Here is a 23,672-nt window from a genome sequence, read left to right as displayed (position 1 = left end):
ACGGCCGCGCGGCGGAGTCTTTACTGGCGACCGCACGGACCGCTCCCGTATGGAGTACCACGAGGCGGTCGCCGCCCTGGAGGAACTGCCGCATCTTCGCCCCGACCTGGGGACGGATGCGACCGCCTCCCTGCTGGCGCGACTCGGCGACCCCCAAACGGCGGTCCCGGCCGTGCAGGTCGCCGGCTCGAACGGCAAGGGCAGCACCGCGCGCGTCCTGGCCCGCGTTCTCCGGGAGGCTGGCGCCGACGTCGGGCTGTACACCTCACCCGACCTGAACGACCTCCGGGACCGGATCCGGGTGAACGGGCGACGGATCCCGGAGCGGGAGATCGCCCGATTCGTCGCCGACAAGTGGGCGGACGCGGTCGCGGCCGCACCGGACGGCACCGAGCCGACGTTCTTCGAGGCGTTCACCGGGCTCGCTCTGTGGCATTTCGCCCGGCGTGAGGTCGACGTCGCGGTGCTCGAGGTCGGCATCGGCGGGCGCTACGACGCCACGAGCGTCGTCGACCCGGTCGCGGCAGCGGTCACGTCCGTGAGCCACGAGCACACCGACGTGCTGGGCGAAGACCTGCCGACGATCGCCCGCGACCTCGCGCAGGTCGCGCCCGCCGACGTACCGCTGGTCACCGGTGCGACCGGGGACGCTCTCGCCGCGATCCGCGAGGAAACCGACGTCGTGACCGTCGGCCGGGGCGCCGGGACGGACGCGGAGGCAGCCGACGTTCGCGTGACCGAGACGGCGACGTCCGACCGCCGCCCGCCCGCGTCCGTCGTCTCGATCGAGGGACCGGATCTCGACGTGCAACCGAGAACACGACTGATCGGCGCCCATCAAGCGGTCAACGCCGGAATTGCCGCGACCCTCGCGGTCCAACTCGGCCGCGAACCGGCGCTTGCCGACGTCGAGCCGACCGCGGCGAACGTCGTCGCGGGGATCCGGAACACGACCGTCCCGGGCCGCTTCGAGGTGTGTTCCGCCGAGCCGCTCGTGGTGCTGGACGGGGCGCACAACCCCGCCGCCTGCGCGACGGTTGCCGACACTCTCGACCGATTCGACTACGACGACCTCCACCTCGTCCTCGGCGCGGTGCGCGAGAAGGACCACGTCGGAATGGGTCGGTCGCTGCCCCACGCCGACCGGGTCCACCTGACTGCGCCCGCGGTCGAGCGCGCCGCCGACGTCGAAACGCTCGAGGCAGCCCTCGAGCAGGCGGCCGGGACCGATCGCGCGGCGAGCGCGCTCACTGCCGTAGAACGCCACGAGTCGGTCCTCGACGCGGTCGAGCGCGCGCTTGCGGAGGCCGACTCGGATGACTGCGTGCTGATCACGGGATCGCTGTACGTCGTCGCGGAGGCCCGCGATCGGTGGACGCGTGCGCCACGCGTCGTGCGCGCCGACACTCCCACCCGCGCTCGGTCGGTGATGCGAAGCGCGAACGTCCCGAAGTCGGCTCGCGAGCGTCACGTCGACCGGTTCTCCGGCGTGACGGTTCGCGTCCACGTCCGGCTGGGGACGGCACGCGACCTGGTCGACGCGATGGACGACCTCGGCGGAACCGGCGTCGTCTCCGGCCTCGACGCACCGGACCGACACGTCGAAGTCGTGCTCTCGGGAACGCGAGCCCGGTTCGACGCGCTTCTGACCCGGCTTCGCGAGTCCTCCCCCGCGGACCGCCGGCTCGCGTCGGAGATCTCGACCGCGGTGGATCGCGATCGAAACGGGACAGTCGGTGACGATGGATCGTCGATCGCGTCAACGCGATCGGACGCGGGCACCGATGCCGACGGCACGGCAGTGATGGGGATCCTCAACGTCACGCCGGACTCCTTCCACGACGGCGGCGAGTATCGGCGCGTTCCCGCGGCGGTCGAACGCGGCCGCGAACTGGTCGCGGCCGGGGCGGACGTCCTCGACGTCGGCGGTGAGTCCACGCGTCCCGGCGCAGACCCCGTTTCCGCGGCGATCGAGCGCGACCGCGTCGTCCCGGTGATCGAGCGCCTCGCCGATCTCGACGTCGCGGTGTCGGTCGACACCCGGAAACCGTCGGTCGCCCGCGCGGCCCTCGAAGCGGGCGCGGACGTGGTGAACGACGTCACCGGGTTGGCCGACGCCCGGATGCGGGCGGTCGTCGCCGAGGCCGGCTGTCCGGTCGTCGTGATGCACAGCCTCTCGGCGCCGGTCGATCCCGCGGAGCGATATCCCTACGACGACGTCGTCGACGAGGTGTTCGACGACCTCCGCGAACGCCTCCTGCTCGCCGAACGGGCGGGAATCGACCGCGGGAACGTGATCGTCGATCCCGGCCTCGGGTTCGGGAAGCGCCCGAGCGAGAGCTTCCAACTGCTCGACCGGATCGGGGAGTTCCGGGCGCTGAATACCTCCGTGCTCGTCGGCCACTCCCACAAGTCGATGTTCGACGGAGTGGGGTCGAGAGCCGGCTCGGAGACGGCCGGTGACGGGGATGCTCCCGACCGTCTCGCGGCGACGGTGTCGGCGACGGCCCTGGCCGCCGAACGGGGTGCCGACCTGGTGCGGGTCCACGACGTCGCCGAGAACGTCGCGGCGGTCGGGGCTGCCGTGGCCACCGCGGCATCGATCGACGGCTCGTGATCGGCGATCGGATCGCCGACACGCGGCACGTCCGACGTGACGCGTCCGAAGTGATGCGACACGTCCGACGTGACGGGATACATCCGACATGGAAAGACGAGACGGATGAACCGGAAACACGAAATATACGAAAAGTGATGGATTGTGTGGTCGATGCCGGCGATCGCGGGACCGATCCCGAAGGAGGCGGTCTTTTAATGTCGTCCGGGGATCGATCCTCGAACGAGTATGACATCGACAGCCAATGACATAGACCTCGACGCGGGATCGATCCGTCGATCGACGACCCATCGATACCGGTCGACCCATCGATATCGGTCGACGACCCACCGATCGACGATCCGGACGGGTGAGCGTCGATGAGCGAGAGCGACCTGCCCGGGAGCGCGGAGACGGTCATCCTCGGCGCCGGGATCGTCGGGAACAGCCTGTCGTATCATCTCGCCAGGTACGGTCGGGAGGACATCGTCCTCATCGACAAGGGGCCGCTGCCGGACCCCGGCGGATCGACGGGCCACGCGTCGAACTTCCTGATGCCCGTCGAGCACTCCAAGGAGATGACCCACCTCACTCGACGAAGCATCGAGCAGTACAAGGACTTCGACACGTTCACCAACAGCGGCGGGATCGAGGTCGCTCGCACCGACGAGCGCGTCGAGGAGCTGAAACGCCGCGTCCAGTCGGCGAAGTCCTGGGGCGAGCCGGGGGAGCTGCTCACGCCCGAGGAGATCGAGGATATGGTGCCGTACGTCAACACCGATCTCATCAAGGCCGGCTTCTACAGCCCCGGTGCGGGGACGTGTGATCCGCTTCGGGCCGGCGAGGTGATGCGGGCACGGGCCGACGCGATCGCGGCCGGCGAAGTCGACCCGGCCGACGCCGGCGACCTCGATCCTGACGAGGACGTGGTCCCCGCCGCGGAACGCAGCGGCGACGGCGGGCTCCATCTCTCGCCGAACACCGAGGTCCTCGACCTCCACGTCGAGGGCGGGGAGATCACGGCGGTCGAGACCGACCGCGGGACGATCGAGGCCGACGAGGTCGTCATCGCCGCCGGGCTCTGGAGCCCGAAGCTCGCGAAGATGGCCGGCGTCGAGATCCCGCTGACGCCCGCGGTCCACCAGATGGTGAGCGTCGGACCGATCTCCTTCTTCGAGGATTATGAGGGGGAGATCTCCTTCCCGGTCGTCCGCGACATGGACACCCAGATGTACGAGCGCCAGCACGGCAACGACCTCGAGGTCGGCTCCTACCAGCACCGGCCGATCCTCTGGGACGTCGAGGACGTGCCGTCGATCGAGGAGTCGCCGCTGTCGCCGACCCAGCCCCCGCTCACCGACGACGCCTTCGAGCAGTCGATGGCGGACGCGCTCGAGATCGTTCCCGAGCTGCTCGACGACCCCGAGGCCGGTGTGCGCCACGAGATCGACGGCCTGCTCTCACAGACCCCCGACGGGGCGCCGCTGCTCGGGGAGTTACAGGACGTCGACGGGCTCTGGTCCGCGGCGGCGATCTGGATCAAGGAGGCACCGGCGATCGGCGAGGCGATGGCCCAGCGGATGACCCGCGGCTGGACCGACATCGACATCCACGGGTCCGACGTCAACCGGTTCTACGAGTACGGCACCTCTCGCGAGTTCGTGAAGAACCGGGCACACGAGGGGTTCCAGAAGATCTACGGGATCGTCCACCCGTCCGAGCAGTGGCAGTCCTCTCGCCCGCTCCGGACGAGCCCCTTCCACGACCGCCAGGAGGACCTCGACGCCAACTTCTTCGAGGCGGCCGGCTGGGAGCGCCCCCAGTGGTTCGAGTCGAACCGGGACCTGCTGACCCGATACAACGAGGAACTCTCGGGACTCACCCGTCCCAACGAGTGGGACTCGCGGTGGTGGTCGCCGATCATCCTCGCCGAGCACCTGCACATGCGCGACAAGGTGGCGATGGTCGGGGACATGGGCTTCACCATCTTCGACCTCGTGGGCCCCGGCGCGACCGAGTTCGCCGAGCGGATGGCGGTCGGCCGGATGGACGTCGACGTCGGGCAGTCGGTGTACACGCCGGTCCTCGCGGAGAACGGCGGCTTCGTCTCCGACCTGTCGATCGTCCGGGTCGGGGAGAACCGCTACCGCGTCATCACCGGCGGCGGAATGGGTGGAGCCGACAAGGCCTGGTTCCGGGACCACCTGCCCGAGGACGGATCGGTCCAGCTCGTCGATCAAACCTCCTCGCTGTGTACCCTCGGCGTCTGGGGACCGGACGCCCGGAACCTGGTCGATTCGGTGGCCGAGGAGGACATGTCCCACGAGGCGTTCCCGCCCTACACCGCCCGGGAGATCACGATCGGCGAGGTCGACGCGTGGGCGCTGCGCATCTCCTACGTCGGCGAGCGCGGCTGGGAGATCTACGCCCCCAGCGAGCAGGGCGGCCGGCTCTGGGACACCCTCTGGGAGGCCGGCCAGGAGTACGACGTCCGCCCGGTCGGGATGGGCGTCTACGGGACCACCGGCCGGATGGAGAAGGGCTACCGCCTCTACGGCCACGAGCTGGAACTCGAGTACACCCCCGCCGAGGCCGGGCTGACCTTCCACGGCGTCAAGGACGCCGACTTCATCGGCAAGGAGGCGTACGCGAAGGCGATCGAGGAGGAGAACGCGGCGACGCTGTGTACCCTCTCGGTCGACGATCACCTCTCCGAGGAGGGCGAGCGCCGGTTCATGCTCGGCAACGAGCCCGTGCTCGACCCCGACGGCGAGGTGATCGTCGACGAGGAGGGGCGCGAATCGTACGTCACGAGCGCCGGGACCGCTCCGAGCCTCGGGAAGCACCTACTGATGGCGTACCTCCCGCCGGAGTACGCCGAGGAGGGACAGCAGCTGTCCGTCGAGTACTTCGGGGAGCAGTATCCGGTCACCGTCGAGGTCGCCGGCAGCCGGCCGCTGTTCGACCCCGACAACGAGCGTATCCGGAGCTAGCGAAGCTGCGGGATCGGGTCAGTCCGGCCGGACGCAGTCATCCCGGCCGGACACAGTCATCCCGGCCGGACACAGTACCCTGGCCGGACGCGGTCACCCCGGCCGAACCCCGCCTCGATCGACCGCTCCGCCGACCATCCACGGCTACCACACACGACCACCATCACACCCACCACGCATGAACACACTCGCCTGCGTCAAGCGCGTGCCGGACACCGGCGCGAAGATCGTACTGACCGACGACCAGCGGGGGATCGACACGAGCACCCTCGGGTTCACGATGAGCCCGCACGAGGAGTGCGCCCTCGAGGAGGCAGTCCGGATCGCGGAGGACCGCGACGGGACCGCGACCGCCCTGACCCTCGGCCCCGAGGCGGCCGATGAACAGCTCCGGACGGCCCTCGCGATGGGGGCCGACGAGGCCACCCTGCTCGAGACCGGCGACGGGGAGTGGGGTCCCGTCGACACCGCGACCGCGATCGCGGACTACGTCGCCGACGCGGAGACCGACTTCGACCTCCTGCTGGTCGGCAACGAGTCGGCCGACGCCGCGAACTACCAGGTCGGCACCCACCTGGCCAGCCGGCTCGACCGCCCGTTCGTGGCCGGGATCAAGTCGCTGGACGTCGAGGACGGCACCGCGATCGCCAAGCGCGAGGTGGCGGGCGGCGAGGAGGTTTACGAGGTCGACCTCCCGGCGGTGATCGCCGTCAAGGAGGGGCTCAACGAGCCGCGGTACCCCTCGATGCGCTCGAAGATGCGGGCCCGCAAGCAGGAGGTCGCGTCGGCGACTCCCGAGCCCGCCGGCGCCGACTGCCTCGAGATGGTCCGGCTGGAATCGCCCGACGACGACGAGGGCGCCGCGGAGATACTCGGCGAGAGTGCGGACGCGGCCGACGACGTGCTCGAGGTGCTGCGGGACGACGTGGAGGTGCTGTAGATGGTCCTCGCGATCGTCGAGGCCGACGGCGGCGCCCCCGCCGAGTCCTCGCTGGAGGCGGTCACGCTCGCGCGGGACGTTGCGGAGCGGACCGACGAACCGCTCGAGGCGGTCGTCTTCGACGTGGCCGGCCCGGGCGAAGACGACGCCGGCGGAGGAGTCGGCGACGCCCTCGCCGACGATCTCGGCGAATACGGCGTGACCGACGTCCACGTCGTCTCCCACGACCGGCTCGACGCCTACGCGCCCGAAGCGTACGCCGCGGGGGTTGAGGCGGTCGTCGCGGACCGCGATCCGGACGCGGTCGTGGCGCCCGGCAGCGACCGCGGCCAGGAGGTTCTCTCCCGGGTCGCCGCAGGCGGCGGGCAGTCGATGGCGGCCAACTGTCTGGCCGTCGAGTCCGTCGACGCGGACGCCGACGTCGGCAGCGACGCGGTCGAACTCCCGGACGCGGACGGCAGCTACGCGCTCACCCGCCAGCGATGGGGTGGCACGCTCATCGAGGAGGCGCTCCTCGGCGGCGATCCGAAGCTGCTCACCGCGGCCGAACACGAGGTCGGCTTCGAGCCGGCTGCCGACCCCGCCGACCCGTCCGTCCACGCGGTCACGCCCGACCTCGCGGACGCGCACTTCCGCGTGCAGGTGGACCGCTACGAGGAGTCCGACGAGGAGGGCGTCCCGCTGGGCGAGGCCCGGGTCGTCGTGAGCGGCGGCCGCGGCGTCGGGGGGCCCGACGGCTACGACGAACTCGAGGAGCTCGCCGACCTCCTCGGCGGGGCGGTCGGCGCCTCGCGCGCCGCCGTCAACGAGGGGTGGCGCCCGCACGACGACCAGGTCGGCCAGACCGGCGCGAAGATCTCGCCCACCCTCTACATCGCCTGCGGGATCAGCGGCGCGGTGCAGCACATGGTCGGCTGCAAGGGGGCCGACACCATCCTCGCGATCAACACCGACCCCGAGGCCGCGATCATCCAGAAGGCCGAATACGCCGTTATCGCCGACCTCCACGAGGTCGTGCCGGCGCTCAACGAGGCGATCCGCGACGCGCAGTGACCGGCGTGGTCGAGTTCCCCGTCCCGATCGTCATCCGCGGTCGGACCGATCGCGTTCCGCGTCCACACCCTCGTCCTCCACGCCGTCGGTTTCACCATCGGTTCCATCAGTTCCATCAGCGCTTGCGGGCTCCGATCGATCGCGTCCGGAGGGGCCGGGCGGATCCATATCGTGTAGGTCCGGACGTTCGGGGACGAGCTCGATCTCCCGGCGCTCGAGCGCGTGGCGAAGCTCGCCGATCGCCGACCGGTGGCCGCGCTCGTCGCGGCGGAAGGTCGCCGCCAGACCGCCCATCGCGGCGATCGCGAGGACCGCGACGGGAGCGCCCGCCAGCACCGCAACGTCCTGCAGCGCCTGGGCGTTGCCGAGCAGGAGGACCGCGGCGGCGACGACGCCCTGGATGACCCCCCACAGGACGATGCTCCCGGTCGTGGGCGCGTGCCCCCGCTTCGTCGCAAGCACCGAGACGACGAGCGTGGAGACGGCCGCCGAGGTCGCGATGAAGACGACGATCAGCGCCAGGAACGCCAACAGCAGCAGCCGACTCATCGGGAGCGCGGCGAGGACCGGGAACCCGGCGACCGCCTCGGAGCCGCCGTAGGCGTCGACGGCGTTGAGGACGTTCGCGCGCCCGGCGTGCTGGAGCGCGAGGGTGGTGCCGCCCATCACGAGGAACCAGGTCATCGAGGCGAGCGCGGTCGCGCCGACCGCGGTGACGGTGACCGTTCGGACCGTCCGTCCCCGCGAGACGGCCGCGAGGAAGAGGCCGGCGAAGGGGGCCCACGAGAACCACCACGCCCAGTTCCAGACCGTCCAGTCGACGACCCAGCCGCCGTCCCGGAACAGGCTCAGTGGGACGAACTCGACGACGTAGATCCCGAGCGCCCGGCCGCCCCGTTCGAGCACGAACGACCGGGGCCCCACCGCCAGGAGCACGAGAACGAACGCGGCAAAGAGGGCGATCGTTACTCCCGAGAGCCGACGGATCCCGCGGTGCACGCCGGTCGCGGCCGCGATCACGGCGGTCGCGGTCAGCCCGACGACCAGCGCGATCGGCCCGAACGCGCCCGTGATGACGTCCCACTGGTACTCGATCCCGACCAGGAACTGTCGGCCGACGAACGCGATCGACGTGCCGACGCCGCCGACGGTGGCGAAGACGGCGAGGACGTCGACGGCGCGGGCCCACCACGAGTCGAGCCGGTCGATCCCCACGAACGGCGCGAGAACCGTCGAGACGCGCAGCGGCGCGCCCCGGTCGTGGACGAAGTACGCGATCGGGAGCCCGACCACGAGGTAGGTGCTCCAGGCCGAAACGCCCCAGTGGAACAGCGCGTACGCGAGCGCGCCGTCGATGGCCGCGGCCGACAGCGGCGCCGCGTCGAAGTACGGCGGCGGCGTCCGGTAGTGGAACAGCGACTCGGCGGGGCCCCAGAAGACGATCCCGGCCGCGATCCCCGCGGCGAAAAACAGCGCGAAGTACGTCGGATAGGTGTAGGAGGGCTCGGCGTCGGCGCCCCCGAGCCGAACGCTCCCCCAGGGTCCGACGACGAGAGCCGCACAGAACAGGACGGACAGAAGGACCGTCGCGAGAAAGAGCCACGCCAGGTCCGTGAACACGAACCCGGTCACGGCCTCGACCGCCGCGCCGGTCGCGTTCGGGGCCCCGATCCAGGCCAGAAAGAAGGCGAGCGTCCCGATGATCGGGACCCAAAAGACGATCCGGTCCTGTCGCTCGACGAACGGGAGGAAGACCGGGCGGAACCGGCCGTGGCGGATGTACAGAAGCCGACGCACGGTGGGGTCCTGCGCGCCGGCGGCGTCCGCTTCCGGACCGTCGGCCGCCCGTGCCGGCAGCAGCGCGAGCCAGGAGAGACCGGTTCCGAAGAAGACCAACGCGACGACGACCCAGCCCCGCCCGGACACCACCGATCCGACGACCCACGGAAAGAAGAACCCGGAGACGACGACGATCCCCGAGAGCACGAAGACGGGGACCAGCATCGCGCGAAGGGCACGCTCGACGGGTGTGTCCCTCGTTGACATAGTACGATGTACGCGCCCCGCGGTAAAGGCGTATCGTCGATCCCGGGCGTATCGGTGGCTGGAAGCGTATCGCCGATTCCGAGCACATCGTCGGACCCGGTCAGCGGGGGCGGCGTCCGTGACGGGACCGGCGCCGACGTCGGGAACGGCGACGATCTGGACGCCGAACGAGCGGACGCGATTGTCAAATAGTGGCATACCCTTTTATTCCGAACGCCCGTATCGGCGTTCGTGTCGGGTGACCAACGCGATCGGCGGCCCGAGCCCGCGGTCGACGAGCTGTTCGAGCATCCCGAGCGAGTCCGGCTGGTCGAGTGGGCGGCCGCCTCGGGCCCGAAGACGTCGGTCGTGCTGTCGGCAGCGGTCGCGGTCCTCGCCTTCATCACCGGGCTGTCGGACCTGAGCGCGACGACGGTCACGCTGGCGGGGCCGCTCGGCGGCCTTTTCCCCGGTGCGACCGGGCTCGTCCGGCTCTACGGCGTCTTCTTCGCCTTCCTGATCGGGGCCGTGACCGTGGGGCTCCGGCGGCGCCTCCGGCTCGCGTGGTACGGTGCGGTCCTCGCGCTCCCGCTCGCGGCGCTGTTGCCGCTGTTGACGGCCGACCCGACCGACGTCCCGCTGTTCGCGGCGGCCACGATCGCGGTCAGTCACGTGCTCGTGAACCGCGAGGAGTTCGACCGTGCGCTCGACCTCACCGCGTTCCAGACCGCGGCGCTGGTGGCGTTCCTGGCCGTCCAGGTCTACGGCACCGTCGGGACCTACGCGCTGCGCGAGGAGTTCATGGGCGTCGAGTCGACCACCGACGCCGTCTACTACATCGTCGTCACCGGAACCACCGTCGGCTACGGCGACGCGACGCCGACGACCCAGCTCACCAAGCTGTTCACGCTGTCGGTCATCGTGCTCGGGACCGGCTCGTTCACCGTCGCGACGGGATCGCTGCTCATCCCGGCGATCGAATCGCGGATATCGAGCGCATTCGGAAACATGAACGCATCCGAACTCTCGTTGCTCGAGGACCACGTGTTGGTCCTCGGCCACGGCGACGTCACTGAACCGCTCCTGGAGGAACTTCACGGCACGACCGACCTCGTGGTGGTGACGGCCGACACGGAGACGGCCGCCGGGCTCCGCGAGGACGGGATCAACGTGGTGACCGCGGACCCGACCGACGCCGAGGCGCTTCGCGGCGCCCGGATCGCCGATGCCGCCGGCGTCGTCGTCGCCACGGAGGACGACGCCAGCGACGTGTTGGCCGTCCTCGCGGCCCGACAGGCGAATCCCGACGTCCGGATCGTCGCGGCGGCGACCGACCGCCGACACGTCGACAAGCTCGAAAGCGTGGGGGCCGACCGCGTCATCACGCCGACCGTCATCGGCGGTCGACTGCTCGGACGGACCGTGATCGACGGGGACGTCGACCCGGTTTCGGACCTCCTCGCCGACGCAACCGGGGCGGAGGCCACAAGGGACCCCGCCGACGAGACGTGATGTCGCCGACGAAGCCTGGCGCCGCCGGATATCCGCTGCCTCCATCCACAACGTATCGAGAATGTGTTATTTTTTGCTTCGAAACGGCTCGTCCGTGCCGCCCCCGGGTGATGGGATGACCCTGCAGTCCCCCCATTCCGATCGATTCGGCGGCGTATTGGCTTTCGCCGGCGTTCGACACCGGTCGAGGATCCGACCATCGCCGCGTCCCCCCAAAGTTATTTTTACGTGATATGTGTATCGGTAACGAGGGACGCTTATGTACGACACCATCCTGATCCCCTACGACGGGAGCGACGAAGCACGGCGCGGCGCCGAGCATGGACTCGACCTCGCGGCCGCCCTCGGGGCGTCGGTCCACGCGCTGTACGTGATCGATCTACCGGGCGCGCCGCGGACGATCTACATCCGCGACGACGAGGAGCAGATCCGCGAGGAACACCACGACTACGGCGAGAAGGTGACCGAGGAGCTGTGTGAGATGGCCGGAGAGCGGGGCGTCGAGTGCACCACCGCCATCCGGTCGGGGGCGCCGGCGGAGGAGATCATCGAGTACGCCGAGGAGAGCGGGATGGACGTCATCGTTCTCGGGAGCGCGTATCAGGGCAAGTTCCGTGCGATACTCGGCGGCATCTCGGACAAGGTCGTCCGCACCTCCCCGGTTCCGGTGATAACCGATCGGATGTCCGTCGACGACTGACCGGGAGTCAGTCCGCTGCCCGTCGATCGGCGACTCGGCTCTCCCGGAGATAGATGACGAGGCTCGCGGCCAGAAAGCTCATTCCCGCGGCAGTCAGGCGGTCGGTCGACATCGCGATCAGCGCGACCGCGAACAGGCCGACCGCCGCCGCCGCCAGCGCGGTCGCGACCGGGTCGCGTGTCGTGAGGGGATCCATTGTCGCTCGTTCCACCAACGGGGCGTGGCCCCGAATACGTTTCCCCGCGGATCACCAGTGTTAGTAGGAGTGTCTGAACTCCCAGTGGTACCGACAGGCGTCGCAGGTCGCCCACTCGGGGAACCCGAACCGCTCCGGATGTCGCGTGCCGTGTCGCATCTCGGTGCGACAGACCGGACACTCGAAGGCGATCAGCTCGAGGTCGTCGAACTCGTCGCCGTCGAACGTCGCGCGACACCGCGGACAGTCGATGGCCTCGTGGGCGCGTCGCTGGTAGATCTCGCTGTCGCACTGCGGACACACGAGCGTCGCCGGCGGTCGGTTGCGCCATCCCACGGACCCGTCGATGGTCGTGGTCGCCGTATCGACGCTCGAGAGCCGGAACTTGTTCGGTCCCTCGCCGCGGCGCAGCGGCGCGACCAGTCGCTCCCCGACCCACTTTAGACCGGCGAGGAGGGCGTGTAACGCGCCCGTCACGTGGTACCGTTTGTCATACATAGACATAAATCGCTCGTCCAGCCGACAGCTTTTCGGCCCCGACTCCCCACCACGAGGTATGTGTTCACCCCACGCAGCAGTATCCCACGCGGCGCGAGCGGTCGGCGTCCTGATCGCGCTCGCGGCTGTGCCGGGCGTCGCCGCCGCACGGCCGGTCACGCCGGCGGGGATCGATCCCTCGGCGGTCGCTCTGGCGGGGATCGCTCCGACGGGGATCGCTCCGGCGACGATCGCTCCGGCGTTCGTCGACCCCTCGTCGCCGGTCGTCAGGGCTGCCGTGTCGTTCCTCCTGGTTGTGGCGTTCGGTGGGGGGATCATCGTTCGTCGCCGCGGCCTCCTCGATCGGGCGATCGCGGACACGATGGCCCGACCGGCAGCCGCGGTTCCGTACGGGCTGGCGGCGTACGGGCTCGCCGCGTTCGCGGGACTGTACGCCAACGACCTGTTGACGCGGCTCGGACTCGCCGGCCCACCGATGGGGTACCTCGCCGCCGCCGTCCTCGTCGTCGGACTCTCGTTTTTGGGCGGTCTCGGCTTCCTGGTCGTCGGGACGATCGTGACCGACCTGTTCGGCGGTCGGCGCGCCCGCAGCGGACTGCTGGTCGGCGCGACGCTCAGCGCGGTCGGCTGGCTGGTCCTCCCGACCGTGGGCGCCGTGCTCGTCTGGGTCGCGGTCGCGGCCGTCGGCGTCGGCGGTCGAACCCGAACCTGGGTCCACAGCTCGCGGACGGTCCCCGCCGACGTCGAGGGGTGAAGTCGGCGTGATCCTCGAGTGGGCCGGACAGGCGGCCGCGATCGCCGGCACGCTGCTTTTGGTCCTGTTCCTCGTGGCGCTCGGCGGGATCGCGTACAAACACCTGCGCGGCGACGGGATCGAGTGGCCCGACGACCGTGTCGGCAAGCGGGATGTCGGCGAGGGGGATGTCGGCGAGGGGGATGTTGGCGTCGACGACGAGCCTGATGGGAAGGACGGCGCCGACGACGAGCCTGATGGGAAGGACGGCGCCGACGACGAGCCGACGCTGCGACGGGGAAGCGAGGACGACGAGTGGACATACTACTGACGCATCGGGAGCGGGGAACGGCGGGAAAAAACGAATCGGTTCGTGAGCGGGACCACACCGGCTTTCCGGACTGCTCGTGGCGGGAACCGCCTCAGTCACCCCCCACGGCCTCGTCGTCGTCGGCCGAGACGTCGGTCACCATCTGGTCGCCGGTCGTGACGACGTCCACGTCCTCGTCGTCGGTGAGTTCCTCGATCGTCTCGGCGAACTCCTCGGACTCGAGGATCTCGTACTCGTTGCTGAGTCCGAGATAGACGGTGTAACACATCAGACAGAGGATGAACGCGAACGGCAGGCCGGTCGTGATCGCCGCCGTCTGCAGCGCGCTCAGGCCGCCGCCCCACAACAGGATCGCGGCGACGACACCCTCGGTGACCGCCCAGAAGACGCGCTGAACTCGCGGCACGTCGTGTTTGCCGCCGGAGGTCAGGTGGTCGATGACGAGCGACCCGGAGTCCGAGGACGTCACGAAGAACGTCACCACGAGCAGCGTCGCGAGGATTCCGGTCACGGCGCCAAGCGGGAACTGCTCCAGCATCGCGAACATCGCGACCGTCTGGCCGAGCTCGTTGTACGTCGCCATCGCCGCACCGCTCCCCTCGAGGGTGTTGAACAGCGCGCTTCCGCCGAAGGTCGACAGCCAGAGGGTCGAGAACAACGCCGGCAGGAACAGCACGCCGAGGACGAACTCCCGGACGGTCCGACCCCGCGAAATGCGCGCGATGAACATCCCGACGAACGGCGACCACGCGATCCACCAGCCCCAGTAGAAGACGGTCCAGGCGGTGACCGTCGAGCCGCCCTCGCCGAGCGTCCCTGTAAAGAAGCTGAGCGCCAGGATGTTGCCGAAGTAGGCGCCGAGCCCCTCGACCCACGTTCCGAAGATGTAGACCGTGGGACCGACGATCAGCAGGAACCCGAGCAGGACGAGCATCAGGTAGAGGTTGATCGTGCTCAGCCGCTTGACGCCGCCCTCGAGCCCGGCAGCGACCGACAGCGTCGCGATCCCGGTGATGACCGCGATGAGCGCGATCTGAGGGAACGTTCCCGTCGGGATGGCGAACAGGCCGAGCATGTCGCCGCCGACGTAGGACATCCCCGTGTTGACCTGTGCCACGCCGAGCCCGAGCGACGTCGCCAGGCCGAACAGCGTCGCGAACACCGTCACGAGGTCGATGACGTGGCCGGGCCAGCCGTAGATCCGCTCGCCGAGCAGCGGCCAGAAGATCGACCGGAACGTCAGCGGGAGCCCGCGGTTGAACGAGAAGAACGCCAACCCGAGGCCGACGAGGCCGTAGATCGCCCAGGGATGGAAGCCCCAGTGGAAGAACGTCTGGGCCATCGCGGCCGAGGCGGCGGCCCCGGTTTCGGCCTCGGCGCCGAAGAAGCCGGGCACCGTCTGGAGGTAATACAGCGGCTCGGAGACGCTGAAGAACATCAGTCCGATCCCCATCCCGGCGCTGAACAGCATCGCCATCCAGGCGAAGTCGCTGAACTCCTTTTCGGCCTCGACGCCGCCGATCTTGATGTTTCCGTACTTACTGAACGCGAAGAACAGCAGCACGACGATGAAGATGTTCACCGCGAGCAGATAGAACCAACCGAAGTTCTCCCCGATGAAGTTGAACAGCCACGTGTATGCGGCCGAAGCCTGATCGCCGAGCCCGATCGTCAATACGATGAACGCGGCGATGATCAACAGCGCGACCGGGAACACGACCGGGTGGATGTCGAACCCGAACTTCTGGATGTTGGTGTCGCCCGGTTCCCGGTCGGAGTCGGGATGGAACAGCTCGACCTGCAGCCCGTCGGACATCTCGCCGACGGCCTCCTCCTCGCCGTCGCTCATACGGTCACCCCCTGACGAGCGGGTCGACGGGCGGTCGATGCACGATACCTCGCTCCGCTCGGTGGCGCCTCCGCCGGAGCCTCCGTGTTGATAGGTACCATATGACAGCGCCTCGATGAATATACGGACAGTATCCTTAATAAACGTTCATCCGCAATTATGGCGGTCTTTAAATGCACACCGCCGAACGGCTCGGCTGCTGCCGTCGTTTCACTCGCGCCGGGACCGAAAAACGACGGCGGGCTCACTCGCGTTCGGCGTCCGTGGCGAGCACGGTGACATCGGGATGGTTGATGACGTCGACCGGGTAGCCGCTGTCGGCGATCGCGTCGACGATCCGGCGGGCGTGTTGGGCGCCGCTCGTTTCCACCTGGAAGATGAGGTAGGCCTCGCCGACGTCGAGGTCCTCGAGGGCACGGTCGTGTCGCACCGTCTGGATGTTCGCGTCGTGGTCGGCGATCAGGCTGGATATCTCGGCCATCTTGCCGGGTCGATCCTCGATGTGGACCCGCACCCGGAGGATCTGCCGGCGTCGCGTCAGCGCGTGGACCAGGACGGTCCGCAGCATCGTCATGTCGAGGTTCCCGCCGCAAAGCAGCGGCATCACCGTCTCGCCGGCGACGTCGAGGTCGTCGCTCCGGATCGCCGCGACCGAGGCCGCGCCGGCGCCCTCGACCACCTGCTTGGCTCGCTCCATCAACAGCAGGATCGCGTCCGCGATCTCGCCGTTCGTCACCGTGACGATCTCGTCGACGTGGCGCTCGATGATCGACAGCGTCAGCTCCGAGATGCCACCCGTCGCGATCCCGTCGGCGATCGTGTCGACGGACTCGAGGGTCTGGGGGATCCCCTTCTCGAGGCTGTCGGGGACCGTGGCGGCGCCCGTGGCCTGCACGCCGACGACGCGCGTCTCGGGGCTCAACGCCGCGACGGCGGTGGCGATCCCCGAGATCAGCCCGCCGCCGCCGATCGGGACGACGATCGTGTCGGCGTCGGGGACGTTCTCGCACATCTCGACGCCGAGGGTCCCCTGGCCGGCAACGATCTCCGGGTCGTCGAACGCGTGGACGAACTCGGCGTCGGTCTCGGCCACGAGCTCCTGGGCGTACCGCATCGCTTCCTGGAAGTCCTGTCCGACCAGTTCGACGCTCGCGCCGTACCCACGGGTTGCGTCCACCTTCGTCTGCGGTGCCGTCGTCGGCATCACGATCGTGGCATCCACGCCGAGGGTCGTGGCCGCGAGCGCAACGCCCTGCGCGTGGTTGCCCGCGCTCGCGGCCACGACGTGGTCCGGATCCCCCGTCTCGAGGCTCGCGCGGATCTTGTTGTACGCGCCGCGCGTCTTGAACGATCCCGTCCACTGGAGATGCTCGAGCTTCAGCATCACCCGATCCGCACCGGTCATCCCCTCCAACGCGGTGCTGCGCTCCACGGGCGTGGGCTTGACGACCGTCGGGTCGTCGATCCGCTCGGCTGCCGCCTCGACGTCCGCGAACGTGACCGTCTCGGTCCCGCCGTCGGTCACGAACGATCACCGACCGAGCTCCATCGTGGGACGTTCGACCGACCGGTACATTGAGTCGTGTGAACAGTGAACATTGTCCGTCCGAAAAACGGGGTTCCGACCGTCATCAAGATGGCGCCGATCGTCGCAATCGGTGTCGTGGCGAGCGAATCGGGGGCGTCCCGTCCACATCACGTCAGATACCCGTGAGGTGTTGCCGCCGAGTCGGCCGACTCCACGGCCGGGAAAGACCTAATGACGGTGTCGACCCTTGTCGTACCCAGTCGGTTCGATGCGCCGTGCCGGGAACCGGCCCCGAGGATCCACAATGTCACTCGAGACACCTTCGACGACGAACGACGGGGCGGCGACGCTGCTCACCGATCCCCGATTCGAGTTGATGCCGTTCGACAGCTTCGGCGAACAGATGGCCCACCTCCCCGACGGGGCAGCGATCGCGGTCACGACGTCGCCGACGCTCGGGATCGACGCCACCGTCGAGTGGACCGAAACCGCAAGCGAGGCGGGCTATGAGGTCATCCCGCACGTCGCAGCCCGGTACGTCCGGGACCGGGACCACCTGGATGCGATCGCCGGGCGGCTCCGGGAGGCCGGCGTCACCGACGTTTTCGTCCCCGGCGGCGACCGGGAGGAGCCCGCGGGCGAGTTCGAGTCCGCCCACGACCTGCTCGTGGCGCTCGAGAACCTCGAGTACGAGTTCGAGGAGGTCGGCATCACCGGCTATCCGGAGGGCCACGACTTCCTGAGCGAGGAGACCCTCGCCGAGGCGATGGACCGGAAAGCGCCGTACGCCAGCTACCTCGTCACGCAGTTGTGTTACGACCCCGAGACGATCCTCGAGTGGATCGACACGATCCGGGACCGCGGCGTCGACCTCCCCGTCGAGGTCGGCATCCCCGGCGTGATGAACTACCAGCGACTGCTCGGCATCTCCAAGAAGGTCGGCGTCGGCGATTCGGTTCGGTTCCTCCGGAAGACCAGCGGCGTCCTCGGATTCATTAAGGAACTCGTCGGCTCGCGCGGCCAGTACGCCCCCGACGAGCTGATCGACGGGCTCGCGCCACACGCCGCCGATCCGCACTACGGCATCCGCGGCGTCCACATCTATACGTTCAATCAGGTACCGGACACCGAATCCTGGCGGCTCGGCCGGCTCGAGGAGTAAGATCTCGATCCGCGTGAGGCGTCTCCGAATTTCCTACCGACGGCGGTAGACCACGCGGAGGCCGCCGCGGCGGCGGAACAGCCGCGTCAGGAACCGCTCGACGCGACCCGGTTCGGTCGACAGTCGAGGGGTTGCGGGCAGGTACTGCTCGAACGGAACGGACTCGTCGGTTCGCGATGCATCGCCGTCGGACGCGGGATCGGCCCCGGTCGTGGACTCGTTCGACATACGTGCCGTTGGTACCCGACCCGTGAAAGTATTCCGAAATCGACCGTATTGGATGGTATACTGCCGCATAGCGTCGATAGGGAGGTGATCGGATCGCCCCCGGTGACGGTGCAGTCCGCGGCGATCACGGCGGCGGTTGAACCGCGTTGGATCCGAAACCACAAACAATATTGGATTTGATATATAGTGGTTCCCGAATCCACACCTGTGCGATCGATTCGAATCGTGTCGATAGGCCGATTCAGCCATATTCGTACGTGATAGCCCCTCTATACCGAGATCATCTAATCGAATCCGGTTCCGGACACGTTGGGATCTCGAAAGTGACGCCTTTCTTTTATAGTGGTTGGGTGAGGATACCAAGTACCGATGTCACAAGACGACCATCCGAACCATCCGAGCGTCGACCAGTCCGACCGTGTCCTTCCCAGGAACCTCCGACAGACGGGTGATCCGGGCATCGAGATGCTCGTGTCCACGCGCGTCCGCAAGTCGCCCTTCTTCCACAAGTCGTTCAACGAGGAGGGCGCCTGGCGATGTACGGTCTACAACCGGATCTATCACCCCCGCGGACTCGTCGATCCCGAGGACGGCGGCGCGATGGCCGAGTACGAGGCGCTGACGAACAGCGTCACCCTCTGGGACGTCGCCGTCGAGCGTCAGATCCGGGTCAAAGGGCCCGACGCCGAGGCACTGACCGACTACCTCATCACGCGCGACGCCACCGACATCGAATCGATGCACGGCCGGTACGTCATCCTCTGTAACGAGGACGGCGGGATCCTCAACGACCCCGTCCTGCTGCGGGTCGCCGAGGACGAGTTCTGGTTCTCCATCTCCGACTCCACGCTGATGCAGTGGATCCAGGGCGTCAACGTGGGGATGGACTTCGACGTCGAGGTCGACGAGATCGACGTCGCGCCGATGCAGATTCAGGGACCGCTCTCGGAGGACGTGCTGGTCGAGGTGGTCGGCGAGGAGGTCTCGGAGATCCCCTACTACGGCCTGATGGAGGCGGAGATCAACGGCGCGGACGTGCTGGTGAGCCAGACCGGCTTCTCCGGCGAGAAGGGCTTCGAGATCTACGTCAAGGACGCGACCAAACACGCCGAGCGCGTCTGGGACCCGGTTCTCGACACCGTCAAGGACCACGGCGGGATGCAGATCGCGCCGGGCCACCATCGACGGATCGCGGCCGGCATCCTCTCGTGGGGCCAGGACATGGACCACGAGACCTCGCCGTTCCAGGTCAACCTCGGCTACCACGTCCCCGACGACAAGGAGGGCGAGTACATCGGCAAGGAGGCGCTGGAGCGACAGAAGGCGCAGATCGAGGACGGCGACTATCCGTTCAACCACAAGCTCGTCGGGCTGAAGCTGGCCGGCGAGCCGATCCGCGATTACGCGTCCGACTTCTGGCTGATCTCCGATCCCGAGACGGGCGAGGAGTGCGGCTACGTCACCTCGCCGTGGTGGAGTCCGGACCTCGAGACCAACATCGCGCTCGGGTTCGTCCCGGCCGAGAAGCTCGAGGCGCCGCTCGACGACCGCGTCTACGACGCCGACCTCGACACCGAGTTCCGCGTCCACCTCCCCGACGAGTACGCCGAGGAGCCCGGCGAGCCGGTGTTTGCGACCGTCGCGAAGGTGCCCTTCAAGGAGTCCGTCAACCCGAGCGCCCGCGAGCAAGCCAAGCTGAGCGCCAAACAGGAGGCCGAGGAGTAGGACCCCCCTCAGTGCGGGCTCAGTCCCAGTGCGGGCTCAGCCCCGTCGGCGGCCACGCTCGCGGTGGACCGGCCGGAGATCGGTGACGTCCTTGTCGTACCCGAGCCAGACGCTCAACGCGGACGCCACGAACACGAGATACACCGGGAAGCAGGCAACCAAGAGGAAGCCGACGAGGAGCAGCGAGGCCTCGCCCGCCGCGTAGAGGCCGGCCATCGCGACCACGCCGAGGAGGGCGGCCGCGATGAGTCCCAACCGGAACGCGTGGGCGGCGTCCGGACCCGGCGTGGTCTTCACCCGTTCCATTGCGTTACGGTCCGTAACGCGGGAATAAAACGGTATCACTTCGCCGGCTCCGCTGCTGCGTGTCACCGAGTGACGGTCTCTCTCGGGCCGCCACGCCCCACCCCCCGCGACGTCGTCAGTTCACACTCCCACGGAACCGCCAATCCACGCTCTCGCGACGTCGCCGTCCCACCACACACGCCGCCGCGGCGGATCCGCCCGACGGCGACCGTCTTAAAAACCTTCATAATTCATCGTGTGTCTTCATGCGGTCGTGGATCGATGGATCGATGTACCATGGGCATCGGTAACCGACTCCAGGATCTGGGCCGGTTCCTCGACGAGTGTGAGCGTCGCGGCGAGGCCGTCGACGACGTCGACGTGGCGGCGATCACCGGCGTCGAGGCGGACCGGCTCACGGCGGACCTCGAAGTGACGCTGTCGATCGATCCGACCGCGGACCGGACCGCCCTTCGGGACCCGCGGGTCGGCCCCGACGGAACCGTGCGGTTCGCGCTCGCGTCGACGACCGGTCTGATGCCCGCGGCCGACCACGACGTCGCGGCGCGTCCGACCGGCGCCGACCTCGACGTGGACGGGACGGTCACGGTGACGTTCGCGGCGACGGTCCCGGCGGACGAGGCGAGGGCCGACGGAACCGGCCCGGACGTGGAAGCGGACGCTGACGCCGAGATCGACGGCGACGCTGACGCGGAACCGTCGGCGTCGACGTCGACCGACGGCGATCATCCGACGCCAAGCGATGCCCGAACGGAACCGGATAGTCGCGAGACGACGACCGCGTTCACCTCCGACCGCGACGTGCCGCCGTTTAAGGATCCCGACCTGCTGGCGGAGGTTTACGAGGCCTGTGAGACGTTCGCCGAGATGGCCGCTGCCCTGGAGATGGACGTCACCGGCGAGACGGTTCGTCGGTACATGATCGACTACGACATCCACGAGCCGAACACCTACCGGACCGGCAATACGACGGACGACGCCGACGACCGACAGGAGGACCCGGAATCGTCGACCGATCCGTCGACGGCGACCGACCGCCCCGCGTCGAAACCTGACGGACCCGCATCGACACCTGACGGACCCGTATCGACACCTGACGGACCCGCATCGAAACCCGAGAGCGAGGGACCCGCGTCAAAGCCTGACCGGCCCGCGTCGGAGACCGAGTCCCGCGACACCGGTCACCCGGCTCCATCTCCCGACGGTGCCGACGTCGACCAGCCCGTCGTCCTCTCGGACGGGATCGGTCTCCCGGAGGACGTGGCCGTCGACGCGCTCATCGAGACGGTGATGCGGTCGAACACGATCTACGAGGTCAAACGTGACGTCGACGTCGACCGGGAGGACGCCCTCGAGCTGCTCAAGGAGCTGAACCTCCTGGAGTTCGTCGTCGGCCAGCTCGCGACCGAGGGGGAACGCGAGACGACCCGCGAGGACATCATCGCGTGCCTGCGTGAATCCCCGGCCGCACGGTGACTCGCCGTTGGCTGGTCTCTGCTCCTCCGGTCGCAGGACCCGATCGGCATCGGTACTGCCGGTGGTATTTTGCCGGACGAGTGCGTCCCTCCGATCGGACACTCCGTCGATGACCACCTTTGCCGAGGTACGGTTCGCCCACGAGGACGGCGCGCTCGCGGACACCTTCGCGTCAACCCCGGAGTTGGACGTTCGCATCCTTCCGGAAACGAGCACGGACCCCGAACGCGAGATCTACGTGCTCAAGTGTGACGCCGTGGCTCCCGACGTGGTCGCCGAGGCCCTCGAGCGTGACCGCACGGTCGAGACGGTGCACCCGATGCCGGAGTTCGACCGACGAAACCTCTGGGGAGTCACCTTCGCGGAGACCGCGGTCCTGCTCGGGCCACAGGTCACGCGCCACGGCGGGTTCGTGATCGACGCCCGAAGCGCAGCGTCGGGACTCGAGGCCGCGCCTCGGGGATGGCACGAGCAGTGGCTGCTCCCCGACCGGGAGGCCCTTCACGACGTCTGGGAGCACGCCCGCGAGGCGGGCTTCACCTTCGAGGTCGTCGACGTCCGGCAGCTTCCGAGCGCCGACGCGGAGTATCCGGTCCGTGATGCGCTCACGGAGAAGCAGCGGGAGGCGCTCGTCGTCGCGTACGAACTCGGCTACTTCGCGGACCCTCGCGAGGCCTCCCTGGCGGAGGTCGCCGCGGAACTCGGCTACTCCGCCTCGGCGGTCGGCGGCCGCCTCAAACGTGGGATCCGCGCACTGATCGAGCGGACGCTCCTCGTCGATCGTTCGGATCGACCGCACCGGTGACTCGAAAGTTCCGAACCGGATCGTCCCTCGAGTTCTCCCCGTGCGGTTCCGGCTCGTGTTCGGGCCGTTCCGGGCAAACGTTTTATGTCGGATCGACGAAGGGGACGCATCCGACGATCCGTGATCACTGATACCACCGCGGTGAGTGGCCGACGCAGATGCGACCGACGTCCCGCAATCGTCCGACGTCCCGCAGCCGTCCGACGTCCCGCAACCGTCCGGCAACCGCCCGCCGCTCGACGCCCAGCGATCGCCCGACGACCCCCCGGTGACTGCCACGCAACGGTCGCCCGTGGTCGGCTGACGGGCCCGACACAGTCACACCGACACACACGATGATCGTCTCGACCAGCGTCTACGTGGCCCATTCCGATCTCGCGCTCGCGCCCACGATCCGAGCGCTCCCGGGCGCGGAGATCGGCGTCGTCTCCGACACCGGAACGGACCCGGTCAACGACGGGCACTTCTTTTGGGTCGAAGCCGCCGACTTCGAGGCGTTCGAGGAGGCGTTGGCGGCGGATCACACCGTCGCGTCCTTCACGCCGGTCACCGAGGCTGACCCGCGTCGCACCTATCGGATCGAGTACACCGACGCCGCGACGCTGATCACGCCGCCGGTCTCGGCGGCCGGCGGGCTCGTCCTCGAGTCGCGGAGCCACCGCGACGGCTGGAAGCTGCGCCTGGAGCTGCAGGATCACGAGACGATGGAGGAGCTGAGCGCCTTCGCCGAACGGAACGGGATCCGTTTCACCGTTCTCGAGCTCCGGCAGACCGAGGACGCGGCCGAGGAATCCGGGTTCGGGCTGACCGAACCACAGATCGAGGCGCTGGTCAACGCCTACCGCAACGGCTACTACGACGACCCCCGTGAGATCACCCTCGAGGGGCTCTCGGAGCTGCTCGAGATCTCCCGAACGGCCGTCAGCGGTCGGATCCGTCGCGGGTCGGCCCGGCTGATCGAGGACGTCCTCATCGACGAGGAGTCGATCGACGAAGAGTGACTCCCGTACTTTCAA

Annotated in this window: 20 protein-coding genes; 13 read left to right on the top strand and 7 right to left on the bottom strand. The window is 68.6% G+C overall.

What is annotated here, in order from left to right; all coding sequences use genetic code 11:
* The first annotated feature begins 49 nt into the window (after nt 1-49).
* The 4 genes from folP (at nt 50) to OQF70_RS03515 (ending at nt 7,582) form a co-directional block, all read left to right on the top strand.
* Nucleotides 50-2,617 (top strand): dihydropteroate synthase, encoded by a 2,568-nt coding sequence (gene folP / locus OQF70_RS03530; RefSeq protein ID WP_280535880.1) that lies wholly within the window; start codon nt 50-52, stop codon nt 2,615-2,617.
* Nucleotides 2,618-2,976: 359 nt separating this feature from the next.
* Entirely contained in the window at nt 2,977-5,589 is a 2,613-nt protein-coding gene (locus OQF70_RS03525; RefSeq protein WP_280535878.1) for an FAD-dependent oxidoreductase, read from the top strand.
* 178 nt (nt 5,590-5,767) lie between these two features.
* Nucleotides 5,768-6,529 carry an electron transfer flavoprotein subunit beta/FixA family protein gene (locus tag OQF70_RS03520; protein ID WP_280535876.1) on the top strand — a complete coding sequence of 254 codons (762 nt, stop codon included), beginning with the start codon at nt 5,768-5,770 and terminating at the stop codon, nt 6,527-6,529.
* Nucleotides 6,530-7,582: an electron transfer flavoprotein subunit alpha/FixB family protein gene (locus OQF70_RS03515; RefSeq protein WP_280535875.1), complete on the top strand. Its 1,053-nt coding sequence runs from the start codon at nt 6,530-6,532 to the stop codon at nt 7,580-7,582. It abuts the gene before it with no gap.
* Between the two features lie 30 nt (nt 7,583-7,612).
* Here the strand turns inward: OQF70_RS03515 and OQF70_RS03510 are convergent, their stop codons facing one another.
* On the bottom strand, nt 7,613-9,628 hold the full coding sequence (locus OQF70_RS03510) for a BCCT family transporter (RefSeq protein WP_280535874.1): 2,016 nt from the start codon (nt 9,626-9,628) through the stop codon (nt 7,613-7,615).
* A gap of 231 nt (nt 9,629-9,859) precedes the next feature.
* Between OQF70_RS03510 and OQF70_RS03505 the strand changes: the two genes are divergently transcribed.
* Together OQF70_RS03505 and OQF70_RS03500 are read left to right on the top strand one after the other, a co-directional pair.
* Entirely contained in the window at nt 9,860-11,119 is a 1,260-nt protein-coding gene (locus tag OQF70_RS03505; RefSeq protein WP_280535873.1) for an NAD-binding protein, read from the top strand.
* Between the two features lie 259 nt (nt 11,120-11,378).
* Nucleotides 11,379-11,819 (top strand): universal stress protein, encoded by a 441-nt coding sequence (locus OQF70_RS03500; protein ID WP_280535871.1) that lies wholly within the window; start codon nt 11,379-11,381, stop codon nt 11,817-11,819.
* A gap of 7 nt (nt 11,820-11,826) precedes the next feature.
* Here the strand turns inward: OQF70_RS03500 and OQF70_RS03495 are convergent, their stop codons facing one another.
* Nucleotides 11,827-12,015 carry a hypothetical protein gene (locus OQF70_RS03495; RefSeq protein WP_280535868.1) on the bottom strand — a complete coding sequence of 63 codons (189 nt, stop codon included), beginning with the start codon at nt 12,013-12,015 and terminating at the stop codon, nt 11,827-11,829.
* A gap of 60 nt (nt 12,016-12,075) precedes the next feature.
* Nucleotides 12,076-12,513 (bottom strand): hypothetical protein, encoded by a 438-nt coding sequence (locus OQF70_RS03490; protein ID WP_280535866.1) that lies wholly within the window; start codon nt 12,511-12,513, stop codon nt 12,076-12,078.
* Nucleotides 12,514-12,571: 58 nt separating this feature from the next.
* On the opposite strand from OQF70_RS03490, the gene OQF70_RS03485 reads away from it, so the two are divergent.
* Nucleotides 12,572-13,267, top strand: a complete 696-nt coding sequence (locus tag OQF70_RS03485; RefSeq protein WP_280535864.1) for a hypothetical protein — start codon at nt 12,572-12,574, stop codon at nt 13,265-13,267.
* Between the two features lie 7 nt (nt 13,268-13,274).
* Nucleotides 13,275-13,577, top strand: a complete 303-nt coding sequence (locus tag OQF70_RS03480) for a hypothetical protein (RefSeq protein ID WP_280535863.1) — start codon at nt 13,275-13,277, stop codon at nt 13,575-13,577.
* A gap of 91 nt (nt 13,578-13,668) precedes the next feature.
* Here the strand turns inward: OQF70_RS03480 and OQF70_RS03475 are convergent, their stop codons facing one another.
* Nucleotides 13,669-15,426 (bottom strand): BCCT family transporter, encoded by a 1,758-nt coding sequence (locus OQF70_RS03475; RefSeq protein ID WP_280535862.1) that lies wholly within the window; start codon nt 15,424-15,426, stop codon nt 13,669-13,671.
* A 244-nt stretch (nt 15,427-15,670) separates the two neighbouring features.
* Complete coding sequence (gene ilvA, locus OQF70_RS03470; RefSeq protein ID WP_280535861.1) at nt 15,671-16,951, bottom strand: threonine ammonia-lyase; 1,281 nt, start codon at nt 16,949-16,951, stop codon at nt 15,671-15,673.
* Nucleotides 16,952-17,258: 307 nt separating this feature from the next.
* Between ilvA and OQF70_RS03465 the strand changes: the two genes are divergently transcribed.
* A complete protein-coding gene (locus tag OQF70_RS03465) occupies nt 17,259-18,116 on the top strand; it encodes a methylenetetrahydrofolate reductase (protein ID WP_280535859.1) in 858 nt (285 codons plus the stop codon).
* A 33-nt stretch (nt 18,117-18,149) separates the two neighbouring features.
* Here OQF70_RS03465 and OQF70_RS03460 read toward each other — a convergent pair whose 3' ends face one another.
* On the bottom strand, nt 18,150-18,344 hold the full coding sequence (locus OQF70_RS03460) for a hypothetical protein (protein ID WP_280535858.1): 195 nt from the start codon (nt 18,342-18,344) through the stop codon (nt 18,150-18,152).
* A 369-nt stretch (nt 18,345-18,713) separates the two neighbouring features.
* On the opposite strand from OQF70_RS03460, the gene OQF70_RS03455 reads away from it, so the two are divergent.
* Complete coding sequence (locus tag OQF70_RS03455; protein WP_280535857.1) at nt 18,714-20,069, top strand: glycine cleavage T C-terminal barrel domain-containing protein; 1,356 nt, start codon at nt 18,714-18,716, stop codon at nt 20,067-20,069.
* Nucleotides 20,070-20,105: 36 nt separating this feature from the next.
* Here the strand turns inward: OQF70_RS03455 and OQF70_RS03450 are convergent, their stop codons facing one another.
* Nucleotides 20,106-20,375 carry a hypothetical protein gene (locus OQF70_RS03450; RefSeq protein ID WP_280535856.1) on the bottom strand — a complete coding sequence of 90 codons (270 nt, stop codon included), beginning with the start codon at nt 20,373-20,375 and terminating at the stop codon, nt 20,106-20,108.
* A gap of 261 nt (nt 20,376-20,636) precedes the next feature.
* On the opposite strand from OQF70_RS03450, the gene OQF70_RS03445 reads away from it, so the two are divergent.
* The 3 genes from OQF70_RS03445 (at nt 20,637) to OQF70_RS03435 (ending at nt 23,657) form a co-directional block, all read left to right on the top strand.
* Nucleotides 20,637-21,851 carry a hypothetical protein gene (locus tag OQF70_RS03445; protein WP_280535855.1) on the top strand — a complete coding sequence of 405 codons (1,215 nt, stop codon included), beginning with the start codon at nt 20,637-20,639 and terminating at the stop codon, nt 21,849-21,851.
* 109 nt (nt 21,852-21,960) lie between these two features.
* Nucleotides 21,961-22,656 carry a helix-turn-helix domain-containing protein gene (locus OQF70_RS03440; protein ID WP_280535854.1) on the top strand — a complete coding sequence of 232 codons (696 nt, stop codon included), beginning with the start codon at nt 21,961-21,963 and terminating at the stop codon, nt 22,654-22,656.
* Between the two features lie 335 nt (nt 22,657-22,991).
* Nucleotides 22,992-23,657: a helix-turn-helix domain-containing protein gene (locus tag OQF70_RS03435; protein WP_280535852.1), complete on the top strand. Its 666-nt coding sequence runs from the start codon at nt 22,992-22,994 to the stop codon at nt 23,655-23,657.
* Nucleotides 23,658-23,672: the final 15 nt, after the last annotated feature.

It is taken from the genome of Halopenitus sp. POP-27 (genome assembly GCF_029889855.1).
Taxonomy (GTDB): Archaea; Halobacteriota; Halobacteria; order Halobacteriales; family Haloferacaceae; genus Halopenitus; species Halopenitus malekzadehii.
The sequence above is the reverse complement of the archived record's forward strand: the minus strand, read 5'-3'. Positions and strand labels throughout refer to the sequence as shown.